Genomic DNA, 21,349 nt, shown 5'->3' on the forward strand with positions numbered 1-21,349 from the left:
CAAGCCTTTTCGGGTAATTGAACGAAAACGCCATGATATGTCAAATCCCCGGAAATGCAGCCGGGGACTCAAACCTGTCTATGCAAAAGATTTCTGTATCACCGGACGATGCTCGCCGCATTTGCACCGGATCAGCATCCTCATGACTGAATGGGCTTTTTGACTTCCTTGATTCCCCACTTCTTGATGGTGACCTTGGTACGCTCGATGCTGGTTTCAAAAGTAACCTCATCGTCCTTGATATTGACAATCTTACCGCACAAACCGCCGATGGTCACGATCTCGTCGCCAACGATGGCACTGTTGATCTGGTCGCGCAGCTTTTTGTCCCTCCTGCGCTGCGGTACGATGAGAATCACATACATGAGCACCAGCGGAAGAATGATGATGAGCATGGACCAAATCGATGAAGCGCCGGTCAGTTCATAGCCCGGTGCGTTGGGATCGATATCAGCTGCCGCTTCGGCCAAAAATGGCAAGAAAAACTGCATAAAAGTAACCTCCCAGTCTTTTTCCTTTTGAACATCAACGGTATTATACATTATTTGCCGCAGATTAGCAATGTTTTCAGCTTTTTATGGCTTCATTCCCGGATACTGCCCGAAAAATATCTTCTGCCGTCTAGAGAGGGTAGCCGAACCGGGTGAAGAACTCCTTCCTGAAATCCAGCAGCCTGTCTTCCCTGATAGCCTGCCTGATATCGCTCATCAGATTTATCAGGAACCGCAGGTTGTGCCAGGTGGCAAGTCGCAGCCCCAGGATCTCCCCTGTCTTGAACAGATGCCGGATGTATGCGCGGGTAAAGTTTCTGCAGGCATAACAATCGCATTCCGGATCCATCGGGGAGAAATCACGGGCATATTTGGCATCCCGTACGATGATACGCCCGCTGGAAGTGAAAACGGTCCCGTTGCGGCCGATACGGGTTGGCAACACGCAGTCGAACATGTCGATCCCCCGTATAACACCTTCGATCAGATAGTCCGGGCTGCCCACCCCCATGAGGTACCGGGGTTTGTCCGCCGGAAGCAGGGGCACGGTGATCTCCAGCATCTCCTTCATGACCTCACCGGGCTCACCCACGCTCAGGCCACCAACGGCATACCCGGGGAAATCCAGGTCCGTAATTTGCTTGGCACTCTCCTTTCGCAGTTCCGGATAAACGCTGCCCTGGACGATACCGAAAAGCGCCTGGTCCTCCGGTCTTGCGTGGGCCTGTTTACAGCGTTTGGCCCATCGCGTGGTCATTTCCATGGACTTCCTGGCATAATCAAAGTCACAAGGATATGGGGCACATTCGTCAAAAGCCATGATGATATCGGCCCCCAGATCGTTCTGGGTCTTGATGGATATCTCGGGAGACATGAACTTTTTTGAACCGTCAATATGGGATCGGAAGGTGACCCCCTCCTCGGTGATATCCCTCAAGTCGCTCAGGCTGAAAACCTGGAAGCCGCCACTGTCCGTCAGGATGGACCGGTCCCAGTTCATAAAGCCGTGGAGCCCGCCCGCATCCCTCACGAGCTCGCTTCCCGGCCTCAGGAACAGGTGATAGGTATTGCTCAGAATGATATGGGCATCTATCTCCTTCAGTTCATCGGGTGACATTCCCTTCACCGTGGCCTGGGTACCCACCGGCATGAAAACAGGCGTTTCGAAACTGCCGTGGGGGGTGTGAATCCGTCCAAGACGGGCCCCCGACTGCTTGCATGTCTTGATGAGTTCGTATCTTATTGCGGGCATGCTATTCCCCTTTCAAATGTCCTGTCTGTCCGATGTATCGGCACATGAAGATATTATACCACGTTTCACAGGCCGGTAGACAAAACGGTTACGCGAGGTTGAGCCTAAAGGTGGCATAAATAAAACAAAGCAGGGTTGTCCCTGCTCCAGAGCTAAAGTGTTTCGGTCTTTCAAATCAAAAGTTTGAATGGTCGTCATGGTTGTATGAATCCCTGGGCTTGCCGAGAATCATGAGGATGCCTCCCAGAATGAGAACGCCCCCAAACAGGTATTTGAACATATCGGCGATCCTTCCGAAGGAGAACAGGACAAAAAGGAGCACCGATAATGCCGTGAGGATGAATATGGGTACCAGCAGGGCGCTGTTGTTCTGGTTCCCAGCCAGGTAGAGCAGGAACAGCCCTACCGCAGGAGCCAGAATAAACCCGGGCCAGGTGATGCTCCATATATTGAACAGTTCCGAGATAAAACAGATACTGGAGATGGTCGCCAATATGCCGATGGGAACCAGCAGACCTGCGGATCGGGAACCGAACCAATACAGCAGAAACAACCCGAAAGCCGGCGCCAGGATGAACCCCGGCCACACCAGCCTGTAACCGAAGAGTTCCCCGAAAAGCGTTGTGGCCCCCACAGTGAACAGGATACCTGCAGGCACAAGAAGTCCTGTGCCATAAGGCCGCCTGGACAAATAGCCCATGAAGAAAAACCCTGAAATGAGCAGGATGATCATCGGCCATGAAAGTCTGAACATCCAGGACATATCGAGAATGCCTACATTCCCCAGGATCATGACGATCCCGACGAATATCAGCAGAATGCCCGTCAAGTATTTTTTGCCTTTCATGAAATACCGCCTCCGTATGTTCGGTTGATAACCATTATTATACAGGCCTCGGATGATAAAACAATATAACGCCCATTAGAATTGGATTAGAAACTAATAGACAAACATGGCATCACCGAAGCTGAAAAAGCGGTATTTCTGTTCAATGGCTTCCTGGTAGGCCCGCATGATGAAATCCCTTCCCGCAAAAGCGCACACCAGCATCATCAGCGTGGATTCGGGAAGATGGAAATTGGTGATCAGCGCGTCAACCGCCTTGAACTTATACCCCGGATAGATGAAGATATCGGTCTCGCCCTGCCCCGGACTCACCATTCCCCGGTCATCTGCAACCGTCTCCAGTACCCGGACACTGGTGGTACCAACGGCAATCACGCGGTTGTGGCTTTCCCGGGCGCGGTTGATCATCTCGGCGGCCTTCTCCGACACGCTGTAGAACTCCTTGTGCATGTGATGCTCCAGAATGTTTTCCACCTTGACGGGGCGGAAGGTTCCCAGCCCGACATGGAGCGTCACCTCGGCCACTTCAACCCCTCTGGCCTTTAAAAGCTCCAGCAGTTCCTCGGTAAAGTGGAGCCCGGCTGTGGGTGCCGCCGCAGAGCCGTCCACCTTGGAGTAAACGGTCTGATAGCGCTCCCTGTCCTCCAGGTTCTCGATAATATAGGGCGGAAGCGGCATGATACCCACCTGGTCAAGGACCTCTTCAAAAACCCCGTCATAATAGAATCGGACAATGCGGTTCCCCTCATCGGCTATCCTGAGGATTTCCGCCATGAGCCTGCCGTCCCCGAAAGCAAAACGGCTTCCCGGTTTGGCCCGGCGGCCCGGCTTGAGGATGACCTCCCATACATCGTTTTCAAGCCTTTTCAGGAGGACAAACTCGATCTTGCCGCCGGTACCCTCTTTCTCCCCCAGGAGCCGTGCAGGGATCACCCGGGTGTTGTTGATGACCAGGCAATCGCCTTTCCGGAGGTATTCCTGGATATCCCTGAAAACACGATGGGTCATGGTCTGCTTTTCGCGATCCAATACAAGAAGGCGTGACTGGTCACGCCTTTCCAACGGATGTTGTGCGATCAGTTCCTTAGGAAGCGGATACCAAAAATCTTTCAGGTTCATAAAATGCCTCTTTTCTGCGCATATCCCCCGCATCGGGGAGCCGGATACCGGTCATGCGCTTTGCGCTTCGGTTTTTGTCATCCGGCGAAGCAGCTCATTGCTCTTTTCAATGAACTTCGCCATCCTCTCCGGATCAAGCTGCTTGTGGTTGAGGACGGCCAGATCGTATACATAGCCTGCGGCAAACAGCGCATCGGACTTCTTGTCCTGATCCTCGTACAGCCTGATGATATCCCGTATGAGCGGGTTGCTCAGGTTCAGGACCAGGGTCTCCTCAACGGGGAAGAGATCCGGGTTGATGGTGTTGCCGAAGGTCTTGCTCATCTCCCTGAAACGCCTGGACTGCTCATCCAGCAGGATAATGGCAGGCATGGTTTCGTTCTTCAGGCTCTCCACGCTGACCTTCAGGTTATCCCTGGATGCAGCCTCCCTGAACAGTTTTTCAGCCTTTTCGAGGAGATCCTTCTTCTCTTTCTCCTCCGGTTCCCTGCCTTCATCCCTGATGGCCCCGGCAATATCGGCATCGATGCAGACGAATTTCACCTTATCCAGGCGGGATTCCATGAAGCCGATGAAGTGCGGATCGATCAGGGAATTCAGGATGACCGCGTCCAGGTTGTTGTCCTTAAACATCTTGATGTACTGGGCCTGCTGCCTGGTATCGCTGACATAATAAACCCTTTTCTCCTCCTTGCCCTTCTGCGGTTCCAGGTATTCATCCAGGGTAACATACTTGTCATGGATGGTCTTGTAAACGATGATGTCACTGACCCTGTCGTAGAACTTGTCCTCCCGCATGCACCCGAACTTGACGAAGGGATGGATATCGTCCCAATACTTATTATATCCTTCCCGATCCTTTTTAAAGAGCAACTGAAGCTTGTCCGCAACTTTCTTGGTGATGTGGGCCGAGATCTTCTGGACATATCCCTCGTTCTGCAAAAAGCTCCTGGAGACGTTCAGCGGCAGATCCGGGCAATCCAGGCACCCCTTCAGCATGAGCAGGAATTCGGGAATGACTTCCTTGATATTGTCGGCTACAAACACCTGGTTATAATACAGCTTGATCTTCCCCTGCACCGTGTCAAACTCATGGCGCAGCCTGGGGAAATAGATGATGCCCTTCATGTTGAAGGGATAGTCCATGTTGATATGGATCCAGAACAGCGGATCGTTAAAATCGGTAAAGACCTGGTGGTAGAATTTCCTGTACTCCTCGTCGGTACAGTCCTTCGGGTTCTTCAGCCAAAGGGGATTGGTATCGTTGATCGGGGTTTCGGTTTTCTCCTTCCCCTGATCCTTTTCCGGGATCTCTTTCAGGAAGATCTCATATGGAAGGAATTCAAAATACTTTTTGACGATCTCCCTGAGCTTCCAGGTATCCAGGAATTCCTGGGAATCCTTGTCCAGCTTGAGGGTGACCAGTGTTCCCCTTTCCCTGCGGTCCGACGGTTCCATGGCATATTCGGTATCCCCGCTGCTCTCCCAGTGAACAGCCTCGGCGCCCTCCCGGTAGGACAGGGTATCTATGGACACCCTCTCGGAAACCATGAAGGACGAATAGAAGCCCAGGCCGAAATGGCCGATGATCTGCTGATCGTCGGTCTTGCCGTGGTATTTCTCGATAAAGTCCTTTGCTCCGGAAAAAGCAATCTGGTTGATGTATTTTCTGACCTCTTCATCGGTCATGCCGATCCCGTTGTCGTTGATGCTGAGGGTCTGCTTTTCCTTGTCGACAATGACCTCAATCCTGGGCCTGAAGTCATCCTCAAGCCTGGCTTCTCCCATCGCCGCCAGCTTTTTCAGCTTGCTGATGGCATCAGCCGAGTTGGATATCAGTTCCCTGATGAAAATATCCTTTTCAGAATAAAGCCATTTCTTGATGATGGGAAAAATGTTCTCGGTATGGATGGAAAGGCTGCCTTTTTCCTGTATCACCTTGGAATCACCTCTCATTGAGTGGAGTATTGTCAGCAGGAATATAAAAGGGTCGGCCGATATGCATGGCAAAAAGCAGCAAGCGTCCGACTCCATGGAATATGATAATATGATGGTCAGAGTATGTCAAGAATTGCATGAACCCGTAGTCCATATCAATTAAAAAAGGATATTTCAGCCCTGAAATATCCTCTGGGATCTTACCATGACTCAAGTCTCACACAGCCTCTTCCTTGGCTTCGTCCTGTGCGCTCAGGCTCCGCAGCGATTTCAACTGTGCTCGGATGATGCTCTCAACCTTAATCCTGTAGGCTTCCACTTCACGCTGCAGCCTTTCGTACTCATAGCGTATGGTCAGTACTTCCTGGTTGGCATCCTCAATAATCTTCCGGGCGGAAAGCTCGGCTTCCTTGACGATATTCTCCGCATTCTTCTTGGCATTCTGTATGATCTCGTCGCTGGTTTTCTGGGCGATGATCAGGCTGTTCTGGAGGGACTGCTCAATTCCTCTGTAGTAGTCCAGCTTTTCCTGGACATCCTGGAGCTTATCCTTCAGCTTGTTGTTCTCCTTGATGTAGGCGCTCATGTCCTCAACAACCTTCTCCAGCACATCTTCCACCTGAAGCTGGTTAAAGCCAAACAAGGCGCGTTTGAACAGGATGTTCTGAAGATCGTTCGGCGTAAAATTCAACCTGGTCACCCCCCGAATCATAACACAAGAAAAATGCGCGTTCTTTCTACATGACAAACTATCCGGGACACCATGCCGGCGCGTTCACCTGAGCAGACGGCTGATAAAATACAGGATGAACATGGCCACAACCGGCGATAAGTCCAGCCTCATCCTGGTTTTGCCGGGCTTTTGTGCCAAAAGTTTTCTCACAGGAATCAAAAGAGGTTCCGAGACCTGAATGATAAACTTCATGAACGCGGAATCCCTCTTGATGACGAAAAACTCGCACACCACTCTCAACAGGATGACGGCTTCCATCGTATAAACAACGGAACGGAGCGCAAAAGCGCAAGCCTGCAGAAGTATCATCTGCTTATTTTACCCAGGAGAAAACACCCTTATTGTGCATCTCGTCTTTCAGATCGCCGGTGATCTCGATGCTGGCCGGCGTCGCCAGGAAGATGCCGTTGGATATCTTCTGGATATCGCCGTCAAGGCAGTAAACAGCGCCGCTCAAAAAGTCCACCATTCTTTGAGCAGTGGGCGTATCCACGTTTTCCACATTCATGATGACGGGTTTGTTGGATCGGAGATGATCGCAGAGATCCCTGACTTCCAGGATGTTCTGGGGAGACATGATAACAACCTTCAGATTGTTGTTGTTATTCATGCTGAGAATTTTTCCCTGCTGGTTTTTGCGGGAGGAGTAACCAGGTTTCTGAGGAACACTCTCCACGATTTCGTCCTCGTAGAACTCCTCTTCCTCGTCTGGATTGGACTCCCAGCCCACAAAGTTCAGAAACTTTTCAAGCGCTTTAGCCATGGTATCTTCCTCCAGTTCTCTTAAGTAAGTAAACCGGTTAAGGCAGGTACACCCTCTCTCCGAAAATGGCACTGCCCACCCGGACAATGTTGGCTCCTTCTTCAATGGCAACTTCAAAATCGTTGCTCATGCCCATAGAAAGAAATTCCATATTTATATTGTCCATGCTTTCCCTTTGGATGTCAACTGCCAAATTGCGCAATTCCCGAAATACCCAGCGGACTTCTTCGGAATTCTCAGCATAGGGAGCAATCGTCATTAATCCTTTGATATGGATATTACCCAGCTTTGCCACATTCCTAACAAAATCCTTCAAATTCTCCGGGGATACGCCCGTCTTGGTTTCTTCACCCGATACATTGACCTGTACCAAAACGTCCCAGATCCGTCCGATCTTTTCACCCCTGGCGTGAAGGGTCTCGGCCAGTTCCATCCTGTCCAGGGAATGGATCAGGCTCACCCGGTGATCCAGGTATTTGACTTTGTTGGTCTGGAGCCTTCCGATGATATGCCATCGGCATGCTCTGTCTATAATATCGGCCTTTCGGAGAAACTCCTGAACCCTGTTTTCGCCGAAATCCCGAAGCCCCAGATCATAGGCCTGACAGATGATATCCGGCTCAACGGTTTTGGTTACGCCCAGAAGCGTAATCTCCTCAGAATTGCGGCCTGCCCTCAGGGCTGCCTGCCGTATCCTTTCCTTAATGGACTCAAGGTTCTCCTTCAGTTGCGCGCTGCTTACCCGACTCACTGTTCGATCACCTGTCCCTCTTCAATGTTTCTCGGATCGACAATGTAAAGGTCGAAGATATTGACAAGCTCTTCCTGGCTGACGCCTTCCAGGTTCTCGATGATGGCATAGTAATCCTGCCTGGCCACGATGCGCACGCGTTTGTAACGTGCCTTGTACATCTCCACGATGATGATATCGGCTGTCTGGTCCACCTGGTTGATATTGGTCAGGCTTTCAATGGGCACCTTCATCCCTGATACGCTCTGCAAAATCAGGTTTCCGGCAACTCCCCGCATATCCATGGTCTGTTCGATAAACCGGTTCATGCGGGCTATCACCACCGTGCGCTTACCGTCGCTCTCGCCGAAACCTTCTATTTCAATCGGAATGCGCTGGTTCATGTCATCCAGTTCCACCTGGAGTTCCAGCGTTTTCCCGTTCATCTGCTCCTTTTCAAACTGAACCCGCAGTTCCTTTGCCATGTCATTGGAGATACAGAACACAAGCCAGGCTTCATCATTGATGATCAGCTTGCCGTAGCTGGTCTCCGCCGTCACTTCTATTTCGGAAGGCGTTATCCACCTTTCCGATACCGTTTCACCGGCCAGAACCTCATCGATGATCTGTACGGTCATGCTGTGCCTGTCCTCGGGCTTCCAGTCCTCGTAGCCGTCACAGTAATAGGCCACCACCCCGGAAGCAGGTGACCTGATGCTTTGGACCGATTTGATCTGGCTGCTTTTCAGCCTTTCCAGTTCCTCTTTTTCCGGGGCAAACTTCGAGTTGGCGCCAAGATTCTCAAGAACCGTGCGTGCTCTCGCTTCCAGGACCCGGTCCAGGGAACTTCTTACCGTTCCCAGTTCGCTGAAATCCCCCGAGTTCGAAAAATCGGCAAGCTTGCTGACCTGTTTTTCGATGGCTTCCTCCCAGATCTTCCTGTCCCTTCCAGTGGTATTTTCATACTCGCTGATCACGCGCTTGAGAATCGCCACTTCCTTCTGCCTGTAATTCTCGACCAGAGCGCGCATCTCCCTGGTAATGAAAGAAGCGATCTCCTGGTTGGCGGCAACCTTCTCGCCGTAGGAAACGGAAGGGATGAGAATTCCCGTCCCCGGAGCATCAAGAACCCGTTCCTTTCGGAGGAAGACACCCGTCATGGGCGTTTTGACTTCCAGGGTGGCTGTCTTGATAACTGCAATCTCCGTATTGGACGAAAACAGCCAATTCCACAGGGCAGGCAGATAGATCCCCGTCAAAACCAGAACCATCAGGCTGAACAGCCTTCTGCGCATCTTCTTCTTTTTCCTTTGTCTGTTAAGCTCCTGGTTTTTTGTCATTGGCATATCAACCTCCGGAGACCAAACAGTCACAGGCTGATGATCCCCCGTGAAGAAAGCTCCTGTATAGCGCTCATAACGCCCAGCTTAACATGCTCATAAACCAGGCCGCCCTGCATGTAGGCCGTATAAGGCGGCTTGATGGGCGCATCCGCGCTCAGTTCGATGGAAGAACCCTGGATGAAAGCCCCTGCTGCCATGATGACCGGCGCGTCGTACCCCGGCATGTCCCAGGGCTCGGGCGTAACAAACGCATCCACCGGGGACCCTTTCTGGATGCCCTGGCAGAACGCGATCACCGCATCCTCCCGGTTAAAGCGTATGGCCTGGATCAGGTCGCAGCGCTGATCGAAGGGACCAGGCCAGGTTTCAAACCCGAGGCGTCTCATGATCTCGGCCGTGAAAACAGCTCCCTTCAGGCTTTCAGCCACGATGTGCGGGGCCATGAAGAAGCCCTGGAACATCAGCCTGTTCTGCCCGAGGGTGGCTCCCACTTCCCTGCCGATGCCGGGAAGCGTCATGCGGTAGGATATTTTCTCAACGGCTTCATGGGTTCCGACAATGTACCCGCCGGAGGGGACAAGCCCGCCCCCAGGATTCTTGATGAGGGAACCGGCCATCACGTCAACCCCCACATCGGTGGGTTCCAGAGGCTCGACGAACTCCCCATAGCAGTTGTCGACCATGATCAGGATATCCTTCCTGACGGCCTTGACCGTTTCAACCACCTTCGCTATCTGTTCGATGGTCACAGGCGGCCTGAAGGCATATCCCCGCGACCGCTGCAGAAAGACCAGCCTGGTGCGTTCGTTTATGGCTTCGGTAATGCGCTCGAAATCAATCTCGCCGTCCTTCAGGTCCACCTGCCTGTAGGATATCCCAAAATCCTTCAGCGACCCTGAGCCCGACTTTCCCCTGATGCCGATGACCTCATCCAGCGTGTCGTAGGGTTTGCCCGTCACCGAGAGCAGTTCATCCCCCGGCCTTAAAAGGCCGTACAGGCACAGGGCCAGCGCATGGGAACCACAGGTGATGCTGTGCCTGACAAGGGCATCCTCGGCCCCGAAAGCGCGCGCATATACAGCTTCCAGGGTCTCCCGCCCCTTGTCGTTGTAGCCATACCCGGTTGTTCCGGCAAAATGTGTATCGCTCAGCCTTTCAAGCTGCAAAGCACGAATCACTTTGAGCTGGTTGGTTTCCCGCACTTCTTCGATTCGTCCGAAAGCTTCCTTTACCGCTTCTTCGGCTTCCTTTGCCAGTGCCAGAATGGAATCCTTGATGCCGAATTCCGCATAGATATTTATCCGATGATCCATAGTTACCCCTGCAGTCATTCCTTACTATTTATATCGTCACTTTTCTCCTCTTGCATCGCTTCATGCCCATCATTCCCGGCTGTTTCAGCCAGTCTTTTTTCCTGGGCATCCTCCAGCTCCATCAGGGTGTTTTCCACCTGCTCCCTTGTGATGGTGCTGGTATTCCAGAACTTCAGGGACAGGGCTGTGCGGCACATGTAGATGGCTTTATCCAGTTCCCCGAAATGGGCCAGGACGCGGGCATAGTTGTAGAAGGCTTCAGGGAATTGCGGCTTGAGCTTCATCAGCTGCATATAGATTTCCCTGGCCTCTTCGTATTCTCCCCGGAGCAGCCGGGTGCATCCCAGGTTGTCCAGGATGATGGCGTTGGTGCTGTTGAAATCATAGGCTTCCAGGTTGAAGCTCAGGGCCTTGTCCAAATCCCCCTTTTCCAGGTACAAAAAGCCCAGGGTGGCATAGACATTGGAATTTTTATAGCTCTCCAGAACCTTTTCCAGCAGGGATATGGCCTGGTCAAGCTCCCCCTTTTTCCAGAGCACCATGGACTTCGTTACATTGAGGGTACTCTTCTGCTCTTCCCTGGCTGCGTTGGCGAGGGCCTGGTCAATCTGGATCTCAGCCTCCCCGGTGTTGCCCAGCTTAAGCAGCAGCCACGCATAGGCGCCACGCATCGTGCTGTTCTTCGGGCTCAGCTTCAGAGCCTTTTCCAGAAGCCTTAGAGCTTTATCATAGTCACCGCTTGTGTAGGCCCGGCTGGCCAGATGGTTGAAGATTGCGGAAAGGTTCATGAGGGCAAAATACAGGACGACAACCACCAAACCGCCTGCCGTTCCCAGGCAGGTAAAGGCCAGATAAAAGACTACGAGCGGTAGAATAATCCGTACCAAAGCGGACACTGTCTGCATACGAAAACCTCCGTTGCTTCATGCCAGGAAAAGATGAAGGTTCATCACGGGAACCATCTGAATGAGGCATCAAACAAAGCCTGCTCCATAAGCAGGCTCTATCATGATACCATTTTCACGCAGCTTTTTCAATGAAACCGGGAAAAGAAGAACCCGGCCCCGCCGTTTCATCAGCCCTCTTCCGAAGACCGACGTTCTTCGGGTTCGTCCCCCAGGGGCAGGTAAACGGAAAAACGCGTCCCCTCGCCTTCGCGGCTGGCTATCTTGATGCGCCCGCCGTGACGCAGGATGATGATCCGGGCTATGGAAAGTCCGAGCCCATGACCGCCTGAATGTCGGTCCCTGGCGGTATCCACCCGGTAGAAACGATCGAAGATGCGCGGCAGATCCTTTTCGGGTATCCCGATTCCCGTATCCTCAACCACCGCCACCGCATACCCGTTTTCCGCATATAGTCCGAATGTCACGGCGCCGTCGACAGGGGTATATTTCAGGGCATTATCGGTAAAGATGCGCAGGGCCTGTTTGATCCTGGCATGATCGCCATACATGGCGATATCGGGTGATATTTCGCTTTTGATTGCATGGCCCGTGTTCAGCATCCGGGTTTCCTTCACCAGTTCCTCCATCATGTCGCTGAGGCTGAACCGTTCCCGCACCAAAAGCAGCGTGTCCCGATCGTTTCTGGCGATGAAGAGCAGTTTCTCCACCAGTTCCTGCATGTTGACAGCTTCCTTGTTGATGGCGGATATGCCTTCCTGGAGGATATCCTTATCGTCCTTGCCCCATCGTTCAAGCATCCTGGCATATCCCTGGATGACTGAAATGGGCGTTCTCAGCTCGTGGGACGCGTCCGACACGAACTGATTCTGCTTTTCATAGGCTTTTTCAAGGCGATCCATCATCCGGTTGAAGGTTAAGGCCATCTCATGGAGCTCGTCGGAGGTATCGCTCACATTGAGGCGTACATTCAGGTTCTGGGAGGAAATGCTGTTGGCGGTACTGATCAATTGGTCGATGACACCGAAGGTCTTCCGGGTAACCATACGTCCCCTGAACCAGACGGCCACCAGGGACACCGAAAAGATCAGCACGGCCAGGATGGCTGTAACGGCCAGTTTTGTCAGAAACGTTGACGCATTGAAAAAGACCAGGACACGAACCCGCTGTCCCCCGGGGAGATCCACCCGCTCGGACAGGGACATCCATGTGATGCCGTCCTGCCTGTGAAAAGCCACAGGAAAATGACTGACGGTATCGTTGCGGTAAAAACTTGAGGCCAGTATGTTATCCTCTTCGTCAAGAAGGATAAAGTGTTGTTCCCGGGCATCGTTTACCGCAGAGACCATCTCTGCGATATTTCCGGACTTTCTGATCCTGTCAAGCCAGGGCTTTGCTCCCCGTACCAGCTCCGCACAATTCATGAACGCAAAGGCTATGATCATCAGGAACAAGCCTGCCGACATGCACAGGATGAACATCCTGTTGTAGGAAGACGAGATTTTTGAAGCCAGGGAGTTCCTTGGCTTTTCGCCGGTTTGTGCCATTCCGGGCGCCAATCCGGCGTCATGGTTATTCCTGGTACTCAAAGATATACCCCACTCCACGGATGGTTCTGATAAAACTGACCCCGTATTTCTGATCGATCTTGCTCCTTAAATACCTCACATAGACATCGGTCACATTGGTATCGCCGATGAAGTCATAACCCCAGACATTCTCGATGAGCTTCTCCCTGTCCAGCACGATTCCCCTGTTCTCCATAAAATAGAGCAGGAGATCGTATTCCTTCTTGCTTAAGGGAATTTCCTCCCCGTCATAGGTCACCTTGTGCTGCAGCTTGGAAAGGACGAGCTTGCCGCAGGCAATGGTTTCATCGGCATTCTCCTTCTTCATGGCCGCTTTGCGCTTCAAAGCCACGCGGATCCTCGCCAGAAGCTCCTCGATGGCAAAGGGCTTGGTGACGTAGTCATCCGCTCCGCTGTCCAGCCCCATGACCTTGTCGGAGATATCATCCTTGGCGGTCAGCATGATGATGGGAATATCCGAGAATTTCCTGACCCGCCTGCAGACCTCTATACCGCTCATCAGCGGCAGCATCAGATCCAGCACCACCAGGTTGAAATCCCCGTTCTGTATGCGTTCCAGGCCGGTCCTTCCATCAGAGGCTATCTCCACCTCATAGCCCTCATGCTTGAGCTCCAGTTCCAGAAACCTGGCTATCTTGCTTTCATCCTCAACCACAAGAATCTTTTCCGGCATAGGCTCCTCCAGAATAAAGCTTCAGCACAGGAAATCCATGCGCTCCTGTGCCTGTTTTGCAAGAATCGGACAGTCCGGTTTTATCTATTCGATGGTATACTCCTTGTAACCATCCTTCTTGTCCTTGTCACCGGTTTGGGGTTCGGATGGGACCGGGCGTTCAGCGGGCTGGCCGGTCTCTTTCATCTTCTCGGAAATATTGCTGAAAATGGCATCAACATCGATGTTCCTGCTTTTGACATCGCGAACCGAAATTTTATAGCCAAGCATCATGAAAAACACGAACAGAACCACGATGATAACCCAAAAGGGCAGCAGGAACAGGAGCAGAATGACTGGTACATTGAATAATACCGATTTGCTGTCCTCGACAAAGATCCTGGTATCAAACCCTTTCTGCAGCAGGGTCGTCAGCTTATGCCCAAAGTCCTGTTGGGATCTGTCGTGGGGGATATGGGGAGCATGGTACCCGCCGCGGTGCTGGGCTCTTCCTGTCTTGCTCCTTTCAAAATCGATGATGGCATCCAGCAGATCCCCGTTGTTGCGCTCAAGATAGAACTTGGCTTCCTCATAGCTGCTGTGCGTCCGTTTTCTGAATTCATCGATCAGTTCCATCGAAATCATCGGTCTCACCCCCTGCCCCGGGTTGCGTCCATATCATTTGCCCCGCGCCTGAGCTTTCTCCCTGATGCGGCTGATGATGTCTTCCAGGTTGTAATTCCCATCCTGTATCTCCCGGACGGAGAACCTGTATCCCAGGATCATCATCCCGATGGCTATCAGGACGAGCACGTGCCAGAACGGCACCAGAAGCAGCGGGAAGAGGATGGGAATGTTATAGGTTCTGTCAGTTTTATCGGTAACGACAATCCGGATGTCAAGGAGCTTTTGCAGGAATCTCCCGACTGTCTGGCCAAAATCGCTCCGGCTTGTCCGCTGATATCCGCGATGATGCATGATTTCATGGCCCGGCCGACGGTTTCCGGCCCGTTCATAGGCAATGATGGCCTCCAGCATGTCGCCATGATACTTTTCAAGATAAAACCTGGCCTCGTCGTAGCTGGCGTTGGTCCGCCTTCTGAACTCATCGATCATCTCAATGGTTATCATAAAGCCGCACCTCCAAAAACCTTTAGTGCCTCAATTACATGGATTATTGTAATCCGGAAGCATTAGGTGCAGCTTTATGATGAATTAGAATTCTATTAGAATCGGTGTACTATGCGTTAATGCAGCCGAATATTATTCCCACTCAATGGTGGCCGGGGGCTTGCCGGTGATATCATATACCACCCGGTTCACATGCGCCACCTCTTTGACGATGCGCTCTGAGACCCTGGCCAGAACATCATAGGGAATCCTTGCCCAGTCTGCCGTCACAAAATCCCTGGTGATCACGGCGCGCAAAGCCACCGTGTAATCGTAGGTCCGCTCATCATTCCTTACGCCGACGCTCTTCATGTCGGTGAGGATGGCAAAATACTGGTTGATGTTTCTGTCCAGACCGGCTCTGGCAATCTCATCCCTGAAGATATAGTCCGCCTCGCGGAGGATATCCAGCTTTTCCCTGGTCACTTCACCAATGCACCTGACCGCAAGACCCGGTCCCGGGAATGGCTGACGCCATACAAGTTCTTCAGGAAGCCCCAGCTCCAGGCCTACCTGTCTGACCTGGTCCTTGTACAGGGTTTTAAGCGGCTCGATGAGCCCTTCAAAATCCACAACGTCCGGCAGCCCGCCCACGTTGTGATGGCTCTTGATCACGCCTTTGCCGCCTGTGCCGCTTTCAGCGATATCAGGATAGATGGTGCCCTGGGCCAAAAACTCCACATGGCCGATCTTTTTGGCTTCTTCCTCGAAAACCCGGATGAATTCTTCCCCGATAATCTTGCGCTTCCGCTCCGGATCGGTAACCCCTTTCAGCCTGTTGAGGAAGCGCTCCTGGGCATCCACCCGGATCAGGTTCATCTTGAACTGGTTTCTGAAGACCTGCTCCACCTGGTCGGCTTCATTCTTCCTGAGCAGTCCGTGATCCACAAAGATGCAGATGAGCTGGTCTCCCACGGCCTTGTGTACCAGGGCCGCCACGACGGAGGAATCCACGCCTCCGGAAAGGGCGCACAGAACCCGCTTGCTTCCAACCTCGGTCTTAATGGCTTCAACCGATTTATCGATAAAAACCTTCATGCATGGCCACCTCTCATTTACGACATTTCCCATTGCCAGTTTTTTTATGTTAGGATTCTAACACAGTCTTTGGAAAAAATAAAGGGAATGCTGTGAAATAAAGTGGATGATGGCAAGCAAAAAGGCTGTCCCTTGCGAGACAGCCTTTTCTGGTGGGCAATGAGGAACTCGAATCCCCGACTTTCACCATGTCAAGGTGACACTCTACCAGCTGAGTTAATTGCCCGTGCGCAGTATATTATAGCGCGGTTTTTTGAAAAATGCAAGTACCTTCTTTCAGAATCCATCATGTGCCATTTATGCTTTTCCGGCAGCCCTTTTTCCTCATTTTCTTTTTTTCTGCTTTTTGCTTTTGGCGGCCGGTTTTTTGGCTCCGATGTGGATGAGAACGCGGGGATCCACAGCCTTTTTCACCTTTTTCTTCGGCTTCGGCTGTTCACCGGCCGCATCTTTCACGCTGCCCGTTTCATCGTCCGTATCGTTTTCCGAATCCAGGAGCACAAAGTCTATCTGCCTTGTTTCCGGCGTCGCCTTGACCAGCTGGACCCTCACCCGGTCCCCTATCCTGAACCGCTTCCTGGTCCGCTCCCCGATCAGGGTCAGGGAATCGGCATCAAATGTATAGTAATCATCATCCAGGCTGCTCAGCCTGACCAGGCCTTCAATGGTATTGTCCAGCTCCACAAAGAAGCCGAAGGCGGTAACATTTGAAATGATCCCTTCGAATTCTTCTCCCAGCCTGTCTTTCATATACTCGGCCTTCAGCATATCCTCGCAATCCCGTTCCGCATCCTCGGCTGCGCGTTCCCGCTCGGAATTGCTTTTGGTGATATCGGGCAGGATGCTCCTGTAATGCTCTATCCGCTTTTCATCCAGCCTGCCGCTCAGTTGTTCCTTCATGATCCGGTGGATGATCAGATCCGGATAGCGCCTGATAGGAGAAGTGAAATGGGAGTAATACTCTGCAGCCAGGCCGAAATGCCAGTTGTGGACATCGCTGTACCTGGCCTTCTGAAGGGACCTGAGCATCAGGGTGCTGATGACTTTCTCCTCGGGTGTACCCTTGATCTGGCGCAGGATTTCCTGGAGCGCTTTTGGATGCACATCCCGGTAACCTTTCAGATGATAGCCGAAGGAGCCCAGGATCCGGTTCAGGTTTTCCATCTTCTCCGGATCGGGGTCCTCATGGATCCGGTAAACAAAGGGTATGCCCAGCCAGTAGAAATGCTCCGATACCACCTCGTTGCACAGGAGCATGAACTCCTCAATGATGTTGTGGGCGATATTGAGCTCGTATTTCTTCACCTCGACCGGCTTGCCCTTTTCATCAACGATGATTTTGGCCTCGCCGAAATCGAAATCCACTGCACCCCGCTTCATCCTTTTCTCCTTCAGGATCAGGGCCAGTTCCTTCATCAGGCGGAAGTCCTCAAGGTGATCCTTATACCGTTCCTTAAGCGCCGGATCATCCTCTTCGAGGATCTTGTAGACATTGGTATAGGTCATCCTCTCCCGGACATGGATGACGCTTTTGAAAATGTCATGGTTCAGCACCTTGCCGTTGCGGTCGACCTCCATCATGACGCTGAAGGCCAGCCGATCTTCACCGGCATTGAGGCTGCAGATACCGTTGGACAGTTCCCGGGGGAGCATGGGGACAACCCGATCCGGGAAGTAAACGCTGGTTCCTCGCCTGAGCGCCTCCTGATCCAGCGCGGAGCCTTCCTTTACATAATGGGTCACATCGGCGATATGAACGCCCAGGCGGAAGTTGTTGTTTTCCAACAGTTCAATGGAAACAGCATCGTCCAGATCCCTGGCATCCTCGCCGTCGATGGTGACCATGCGAAGATCCCTTAAGTCCCGCCTGTCCTGTATATCTTCCTCACGAACTTTTTGCGGTGCCTTTCTGGCTTCCTGCAGCACCTCGTCCGGGAACTCGTAAGGAATATTGTAGGCCCGGATGATGGACAGGATATCCACGCCGGGATCCCCGCTGTCCCCCAATATTTCAATGATCTTTCCTTCTGCGTTCCGGTTGGCTTCCGGCCACTTGGTGATTTCCACGACCACTTTCTGTCCTTTTTTGGCGCCGTTGATGCAATCCTTGGGAATGAAAATATCCCTGAACAGGCGGACATGGTCGGGCGTCACGAAGCCGAAATGGTCGCTCAAGTCAAATTTTCCGACCACCGTCTTGTGGGCGCGGCTGATAACCCTGATGATTTCCCCTTCCTGCTTTCTTGCGGCAGCGGAAAGCTTCGTGAGCCGCGCCATCACCCTGTCGCCATGCATGGCGCCGTTGATCGCATTGGCAGGAATAAATACATCTTCGTCCCCGTTATCGGGAATCAAAAAGCCGAAGCCCCTCACATGGCCCTGGAACGTTCCTGTAATGAGACCCATTCGCTCCGGTACACCATACCGCCCCTTCTTGGTCCTGATGACCAGGCCTTCATTCTCCATCTCATCCAGGAGGCTTTGCAAGAGCGGTATATCTTCGGTTGGAACATCCAGAACGGTGACAAGCTCCGACAGCATCAGCGGCTTATAGGCTTCTTCCCGCATGAAGGCTAAAATACGGTTTTTTCTTTCTTCCATTATATTCAACGCATCATCTTCCTTTCAGGCTTCCGCCCCGGATTAAAGCAGGAGCGGCTTAACAGCCGCCCATCATTATCATGAATAGCTTTTTCGTTTTTTATTCAGACCCGCACCCGGCAGACTTCGCCCGGTTCATTGCATCAGCCCTGTTTATTTTGCATCCGGGAAGATCAGAAACACATCCTTAACAGCATCCAGGGCGATTTTGGCAAAGTCCTCCACTGTCAGCCCCAGTTCGCTGCAGGACGCGATGCGTTCCCTGCTGATGTTCTTTTCAAATTCCGGATCGGCATAACATGCCATGATCCTGCCGGTATCCAAGGGGTTTATCGATTTGTCCGGCGTGCCTTGCACACAGGCCATGATCAGTTCAGCCATTGGTGACGCGCAATAAAGTGCCTTGTCAAGCTTTCTTCTTCTGGGAAGACCGTTGGCGGGGTTATGGGCCCTGACGGCATAGGCAATGGTCGGATCGAAGTCCAGGCTTTCCAGAATGTCTCCACCCATCTTCCCATGCAAAGCCATGTTGCCGTTGATTCGCTCCCAGTCGATGTCGTGTACCAGGCCGGTTATCCCCCACATGTCCACGTCCTCGTGAAAGTGCCTGGCCAGGGATCTCATAATCGCTTCAACTGCCAAACTGTGCTGAATCCGCTCCTGACTCTCAATTCTCAGCTGTAAGGCTTCCAACGCCTTTTCGCGTTCCACTATCTTCCTCCAAAACGGTTACTGCTTAAGTTAATTATATCAGAATGGAAATGCCGCGCAATAGCGAAACAGGAAGAACCGTGCATAGGCAAAAAAACTCCTGGTCAACATGATGCTGCATGCTCCTCATTTGATGCATTGATTTTATGCCCGGCGTAGGATACAATTTTAGCCGTGGCGTCGCCACGGCCAGTTCGCAAAATCCTGGCCGGCTTCATCAGGCGACAGACATGTCCATTGATGGAGCCAACCAAAACTACGGAGCTTCCGGCGGCTCAGATGAAGGACCGGCGGCATGGTTTTCCATGCTGAGAAAGGATGAATCATGAAACTGAATACCAGAACCATTGTCCAGGCTGCGCTGATCGCGGCAGTCTACGCTGCAATGACCCTTCTTATCAAACCTCTGGCCTATGGGCCCATCCAGTTCAGGATTTCCGAAGTGCTCACCGTTCTCCCGGCCGTTCTTCCCTCTGCCATCCCAGGTGTCTTTATCGGCTGTATCCTTGCCAATTTCATCGGTGGTTTCGGCATGGTGGACATCGTCTTCGGCAGCCTTGCAACGCTGTTGGCCGGTATATTCACATGGCTCCTGAGAAAGCGCAGAATCCTTCTTCCCCTGCCCCCTGTCGTGTTCAACGGCCTTATCGTGGGAACCTATGTTTACCTGTTATACGACAAGACTTACCCCCTGCCGCTGACCATGCTGTTCATCGCTATTTCGGAAGCCATCATCTGTTATGGTCTCGGCCTGCCCATGCTGTCCTTTATAAAAAAGAACAGGATGATCAGGGAGGCCCTGGGCATTTCCGAGGAATGATCCCGTTTGTTTTTGACTCCTTTGACTGGGTATATATTTACCAGTACAAACTTGCTTCATGGATAAAGGAGCTTTGGAATGAGACGGGTAAGTCTTGATAAGATCCGGGATGACGATGTTTTGGCGCGCACTTTATACGACATAGAAGGCAAGAAATTGCTCGGCGCAGGCGTCAAACTGACACCATCCATCGTTCAGAAACTGCAGGAAAAAGGGATTACAAGCGTTTACATTGAAGATGAAATATCCGAAAACGTAGAAATCCATGGCATCCTGACAGATGAGACCAGGAACCAGGCCAAACTGACCATTCGGAACGAAATGAACCGCCTGGCCACAAAGGGTGAGATAGATTACGCAGCCATCAGCCGCGTGGTGGATCAAATCATGGAGGAAATGCTGTCCAGGAACATCGAGGTCCTGAACGCCAATGACATCCGTACCCAGGATGAGTTCATCTATGCCCACTCCATCAATGTGTGCGTCATGGCCATCGCGTTGGCCACCAAGCTTTCGTTGCCCCAGGCCAAGATCAAAAACATCGCCATGGGGGCCATCATGCACGACATCGGCAAAGCCTTGCTTCCGAAAGAACTGCTCAACAAGAAGGATCCTACCCCCGCCGAACAGGAAGAGATCAAAAAGCATCCCCTGCTGGGGTACCATGTGGTCAAGGATATGGCGGAAGCATCCGCTACGGCCAAAATCACCATTCTCATGCATCATGAGCAGATCAACGGCAACGGTTATCCCATGGGACTTTCGGGGGATTATATCCATTACTCGGCCAGGATCGTCAGCATATGCGACGCATTTGATCAGGCCATAAACGACGGGATCTACAAGAACGTCTACCAGACCACCGATGCGGTGGAATACCTGTTCGGAGGCTCGGGTCATATCTTTGACAAATCCCTGGTTGAAACCTTCATCAAGATTGTTCCCATCTACCCTGAGGGAACCATTGTCCTGTTAAGCAATGGCATGTTCGCCATTGTTGTGAAGAATAATCCGGTTTATATGACACGCCCGGTTGTCCATCCCTTTTATAACCCGAAAACCGGGATTCGTTATGATCGTTCCTACATCATCGATCTGCAGTTTGAGCTGTCGCTCAAGATCATCCGTGAAATCAGCATCAATCCCGGGGATATCGGCTAACGCAATCCCGGCCGGCAAACAGCCGACCCGCAATATCTGCCAACATGCAAAGAAAGCCCGGACTGCGATCCGGGCTTTCAGATTGTCGAAAAACAGGCATTTTCACGTGGGTGAGAATGCCTGTTTTCTTTGAAATATCAAAAATATAGCCCAAAATCGATAAAATAAAGGGC

At 52.0% G+C, this 21,349-nt stretch carries 22 protein-coding genes and 1 tRNA gene; 2 read left to right on the forward strand and 21 right to left on the reverse strand.

Going from position 1 to position 21,349, the window contains the following annotated elements:
• Window positions 1–140 precede the first annotated feature (140 nt).
• From yajC to F3H12_RS07400, 20 genes are all read right to left on the reverse strand, one after another.
• On the reverse strand, window positions 141–491 hold the full coding sequence (gene yajC / locus F3H12_RS07305) for a preprotein translocase subunit YajC (protein ID WP_149678684.1): 351 nt from the start codon (window positions 489–491) through the stop codon (window positions 141–143).
• A gap of 130 nt (window positions 492–621) precedes the next feature.
• Window positions 622–1,743 carry a tRNA guanosine(34) transglycosylase Tgt gene (gene tgt, locus F3H12_RS07310; RefSeq protein ID WP_149678685.1) on the reverse strand — a complete coding sequence of 374 codons (1,122 nt, stop codon included), beginning with the start codon at window positions 1,741–1,743 and terminating at the stop codon, window positions 622–624.
• 175 nt (window positions 1,744–1,918) lie between these two features.
• Window positions 1,919–2,590: an NfeD family protein gene (locus tag F3H12_RS07315; protein ID WP_149678686.1), complete on the reverse strand. Its 672-nt coding sequence runs from the start codon at window positions 2,588–2,590 to the stop codon at window positions 1,919–1,921.
• 93 nt (window positions 2,591–2,683) lie between these two features.
• A complete protein-coding gene (queA, locus tag F3H12_RS07320; RefSeq protein ID WP_149678687.1) occupies window positions 2,684–3,709 on the reverse strand; it encodes a tRNA preQ1(34) S-adenosylmethionine ribosyltransferase-isomerase QueA in 1,026 nt (341 codons plus the stop codon).
• Between the two features lie 51 nt (window positions 3,710–3,760).
• Window positions 3,761–5,647, reverse strand: coding sequence for a molecular chaperone HtpG (gene htpG, locus F3H12_RS07325; RefSeq protein WP_149678688.1), 1,887 nt, complete (start codon window positions 5,645–5,647; stop codon window positions 3,761–3,763).
• Window positions 5,648–5,864: 217 nt separating this feature from the next.
• A complete protein-coding gene (locus F3H12_RS07330) occupies window positions 5,865–6,338 on the reverse strand; it encodes a DivIVA domain-containing protein (RefSeq protein ID WP_149678689.1) in 474 nt (157 codons plus the stop codon).
• A gap of 84 nt (window positions 6,339–6,422) precedes the next feature.
• The gene (locus F3H12_RS07335) at window positions 6,423–6,689 is read right to left on the reverse strand and encodes a YggT family protein (protein WP_149678690.1); all 267 of its coding nucleotides are present in this window, start codon (window positions 6,687–6,689) and stop codon (window positions 6,423–6,425) included.
• Between the two features lie 4 nt (window positions 6,690–6,693).
• On the reverse strand, window positions 6,694–7,143 hold the full coding sequence (locus tag F3H12_RS07340; protein WP_149678691.1) for a cell division protein SepF: 450 nt from the start codon (window positions 7,141–7,143) through the stop codon (window positions 6,694–6,696).
• A 37-nt stretch (window positions 7,144–7,180) separates the two neighbouring features.
• Window positions 7,181–7,894 (reverse strand): YggS family pyridoxal phosphate-dependent enzyme, encoded by a 714-nt coding sequence (locus tag F3H12_RS07345; protein ID WP_149678692.1) that lies wholly within the window; start codon window positions 7,892–7,894, stop codon window positions 7,181–7,183.
• Window positions 7,891–9,219: a biotin/lipoyl attachment domain-containing protein gene (locus tag F3H12_RS07350; protein ID WP_149678693.1), complete on the reverse strand. Its 1,329-nt coding sequence runs from the start codon at window positions 9,217–9,219 to the stop codon at window positions 7,891–7,893. The genes F3H12_RS07345 and F3H12_RS07350 overlap by 4 nt, the downstream gene beginning before the upstream one ends.
• A gap of 23 nt (window positions 9,220–9,242) precedes the next feature.
• Entirely contained in the window at window positions 9,243–10,529 is a 1,287-nt protein-coding gene (locus F3H12_RS07355) for a methionine gamma-lyase family protein (RefSeq protein WP_149678694.1), read from the reverse strand.
• A gap of 14 nt (window positions 10,530–10,543) precedes the next feature.
• Entirely contained in the window at window positions 10,544–11,434 is an 891-nt protein-coding gene (locus F3H12_RS07360; RefSeq protein ID WP_149678695.1) for a tetratricopeptide repeat protein, read from the reverse strand.
• 170 nt (window positions 11,435–11,604) lie between these two features.
• On the reverse strand, window positions 11,605–13,023 hold the full coding sequence (locus tag F3H12_RS07365) for a sensor histidine kinase (RefSeq protein WP_149678696.1): 1,419 nt from the start codon (window positions 13,021–13,023) through the stop codon (window positions 11,605–11,607).
• Complete coding sequence (locus F3H12_RS07370; protein ID WP_149678697.1) at window positions 13,007–13,696, reverse strand: response regulator transcription factor; 690 nt, start codon at window positions 13,694–13,696, stop codon at window positions 13,007–13,009. The genes F3H12_RS07365 and F3H12_RS07370 overlap by 17 nt, the downstream gene beginning before the upstream one ends.
• A gap of 84 nt (window positions 13,697–13,780) precedes the next feature.
• Window positions 13,781–14,320 carry a DUF4342 domain-containing protein gene (locus tag F3H12_RS07375; protein ID WP_149678698.1) on the reverse strand — a complete coding sequence of 180 codons (540 nt, stop codon included), beginning with the start codon at window positions 14,318–14,320 and terminating at the stop codon, window positions 13,781–13,783.
• Window positions 14,321–14,353: 33 nt separating this feature from the next.
• On the reverse strand, window positions 14,354–14,806 hold the full coding sequence (locus tag F3H12_RS07380) for a UBA domain-containing protein (protein WP_149678699.1): 453 nt from the start codon (window positions 14,804–14,806) through the stop codon (window positions 14,354–14,356).
• A 132-nt stretch (window positions 14,807–14,938) separates the two neighbouring features.
• Window positions 14,939–15,916, reverse strand: a complete 978-nt coding sequence (gene guaA / locus F3H12_RS07385; RefSeq protein ID WP_149678700.1) for a glutamine-hydrolyzing GMP synthase — start codon at window positions 15,914–15,916, stop codon at window positions 14,939–14,941.
• A 117-nt stretch (window positions 15,917–16,033) separates the two neighbouring features.
• A tRNA-Val gene (locus F3H12_RS07390) sits at window positions 16,034–16,109 on the reverse strand.
• 98 nt (window positions 16,110–16,207) lie between these two features.
• On the reverse strand, window positions 16,208–18,484 hold the full coding sequence (gene rnr, locus F3H12_RS07395; protein ID WP_149678706.1) for a ribonuclease R: 2,277 nt from the start codon (window positions 18,482–18,484) through the stop codon (window positions 16,208–16,210).
• Window positions 18,485–18,637: 153 nt separating this feature from the next.
• Entirely contained in the window at window positions 18,638–19,195 is a 558-nt protein-coding gene (locus F3H12_RS07400) for an HDIG domain-containing metalloprotein (protein ID WP_149678701.1), read from the reverse strand.
• Between the two features lie 325 nt (window positions 19,196–19,520).
• Between F3H12_RS07400 and F3H12_RS07405 the strand changes: the two genes are divergently transcribed.
• Window positions 19,521–20,015 (forward strand): QueT transporter family protein, encoded by a 495-nt coding sequence (locus F3H12_RS07405; protein ID WP_149678702.1) that lies wholly within the window; start codon window positions 19,521–19,523, stop codon window positions 20,013–20,015.
• Between the two features lie 78 nt (window positions 20,016–20,093).
• Entirely contained in the window at window positions 20,094–21,176 is a 1,083-nt protein-coding gene (locus tag F3H12_RS07410; protein WP_149678703.1) for an HD-GYP domain-containing protein, read from the forward strand.
• On the opposite strand, the gene F3H12_RS13340 is transcribed toward F3H12_RS07410, so the two are convergent.
• Window positions 21,154–21,349 (reverse strand): hypothetical protein (locus F3H12_RS13340; RefSeq protein WP_207706809.1); only part of this gene is annotated, 196 nt, incomplete at its 5' end. The genes F3H12_RS07410 and F3H12_RS13340 overlap by 23 nt on opposite strands.

The sequence above is a fragment of the Thermoclostridium caenicola genome (genome assembly GCF_900142095.1).
GTDB lineage: Bacteria > Bacillota > Clostridia > DSM-8532 > DSM-8532 > Thermoclostridium_A > Thermoclostridium_A caenicola.

Excerpts from the sequence above, each read along its gene's own strand:
- yajC (WP_149678684.1), bottom strand. The coding sequence starts at position 491 with ATGCAGTTTTTCTTGCCATTTTTGGCCGAAGCGGCAGCTGATATCGAT.
- tgt (WP_149678685.1), bottom strand. The coding sequence starts at position 1,743 with ATGCCCGCAATAAGATACGAACTCATCAAGACATGCAAGCAGTCGGGG.
- F3H12_RS07315 (WP_149678686.1), bottom strand. The coding sequence starts at position 2,590 with ATGAAAGGCAAAAAATACTTGACGGGCATTCTGCTGATATTCGTCGGG.
- queA (WP_149678687.1), bottom strand. The coding sequence starts at position 3,709 with ATGAACCTGAAAGATTTTTGGTATCCGCTTCCTAAGGAACTGATCGCA.
- F3H12_RS07335 (WP_149678690.1), bottom strand. The coding sequence starts at position 6,689 with ATGATACTTCTGCAGGCTTGCGCTTTTGCGCTCCGTTCCGTTGTTTAT.
- F3H12_RS07340 (WP_149678691.1), bottom strand. The coding sequence starts at position 7,143 with ATGGCTAAAGCGCTTGAAAAGTTTCTGAACTTTGTGGGCTGGGAGTCC.
- F3H12_RS07350 (WP_149678693.1), bottom strand. The coding sequence starts at position 9,219 with ATGCCAATGACAAAAAACCAGGAGCTTAACAGACAAAGGAAAAAGAAG.
- F3H12_RS07355 (WP_149678694.1), bottom strand. The coding sequence starts at position 10,529 with ATGGATCATCGGATAAATATCTATGCGGAATTCGGCATCAAGGATTCC.
- F3H12_RS07360 (WP_149678695.1), bottom strand. The coding sequence starts at position 11,434 with ATGCAGACAGTGTCCGCTTTGGTACGGATTATTCTACCGCTCGTAGTC.
- F3H12_RS07370 (WP_149678697.1), bottom strand. The coding sequence starts at position 13,696 with ATGCCGGAAAAGATTCTTGTGGTTGAGGATGAAAGCAAGATAGCCAGG.
- F3H12_RS07375 (WP_149678698.1), bottom strand. The coding sequence starts at position 14,320 with ATGATTTCGATGGAACTGATCGATGAATTCAGAAAACGGACGCACAGC.
- F3H12_RS07380 (WP_149678699.1), bottom strand. The coding sequence starts at position 14,806 with ATGATAACCATTGAGATGATCGATGAGTTCAGAAGGCGGACCAACGCC.
- guaA (WP_149678700.1), bottom strand. The coding sequence starts at position 15,916 with ATGGGAAATGTCGTAAATGAGAGGTGGCCATGCATGAAGGTTTTTATC.
- rnr (WP_149678706.1), bottom strand. The coding sequence starts at position 18,484 with ATGGAAGAAAGAAAAAACCGTATTTTAGCCTTCATGCGGGAAGAAGCC.
- F3H12_RS07405 (WP_149678702.1), top strand. The coding sequence starts at position 19,521 with ATGAAACTGAATACCAGAACCATTGTCCAGGCTGCGCTGATCGCGGCA.
- F3H12_RS07410 (WP_149678703.1), top strand. The coding sequence starts at position 20,094 with ATGAGACGGGTAAGTCTTGATAAGATCCGGGATGACGATGTTTTGGCG.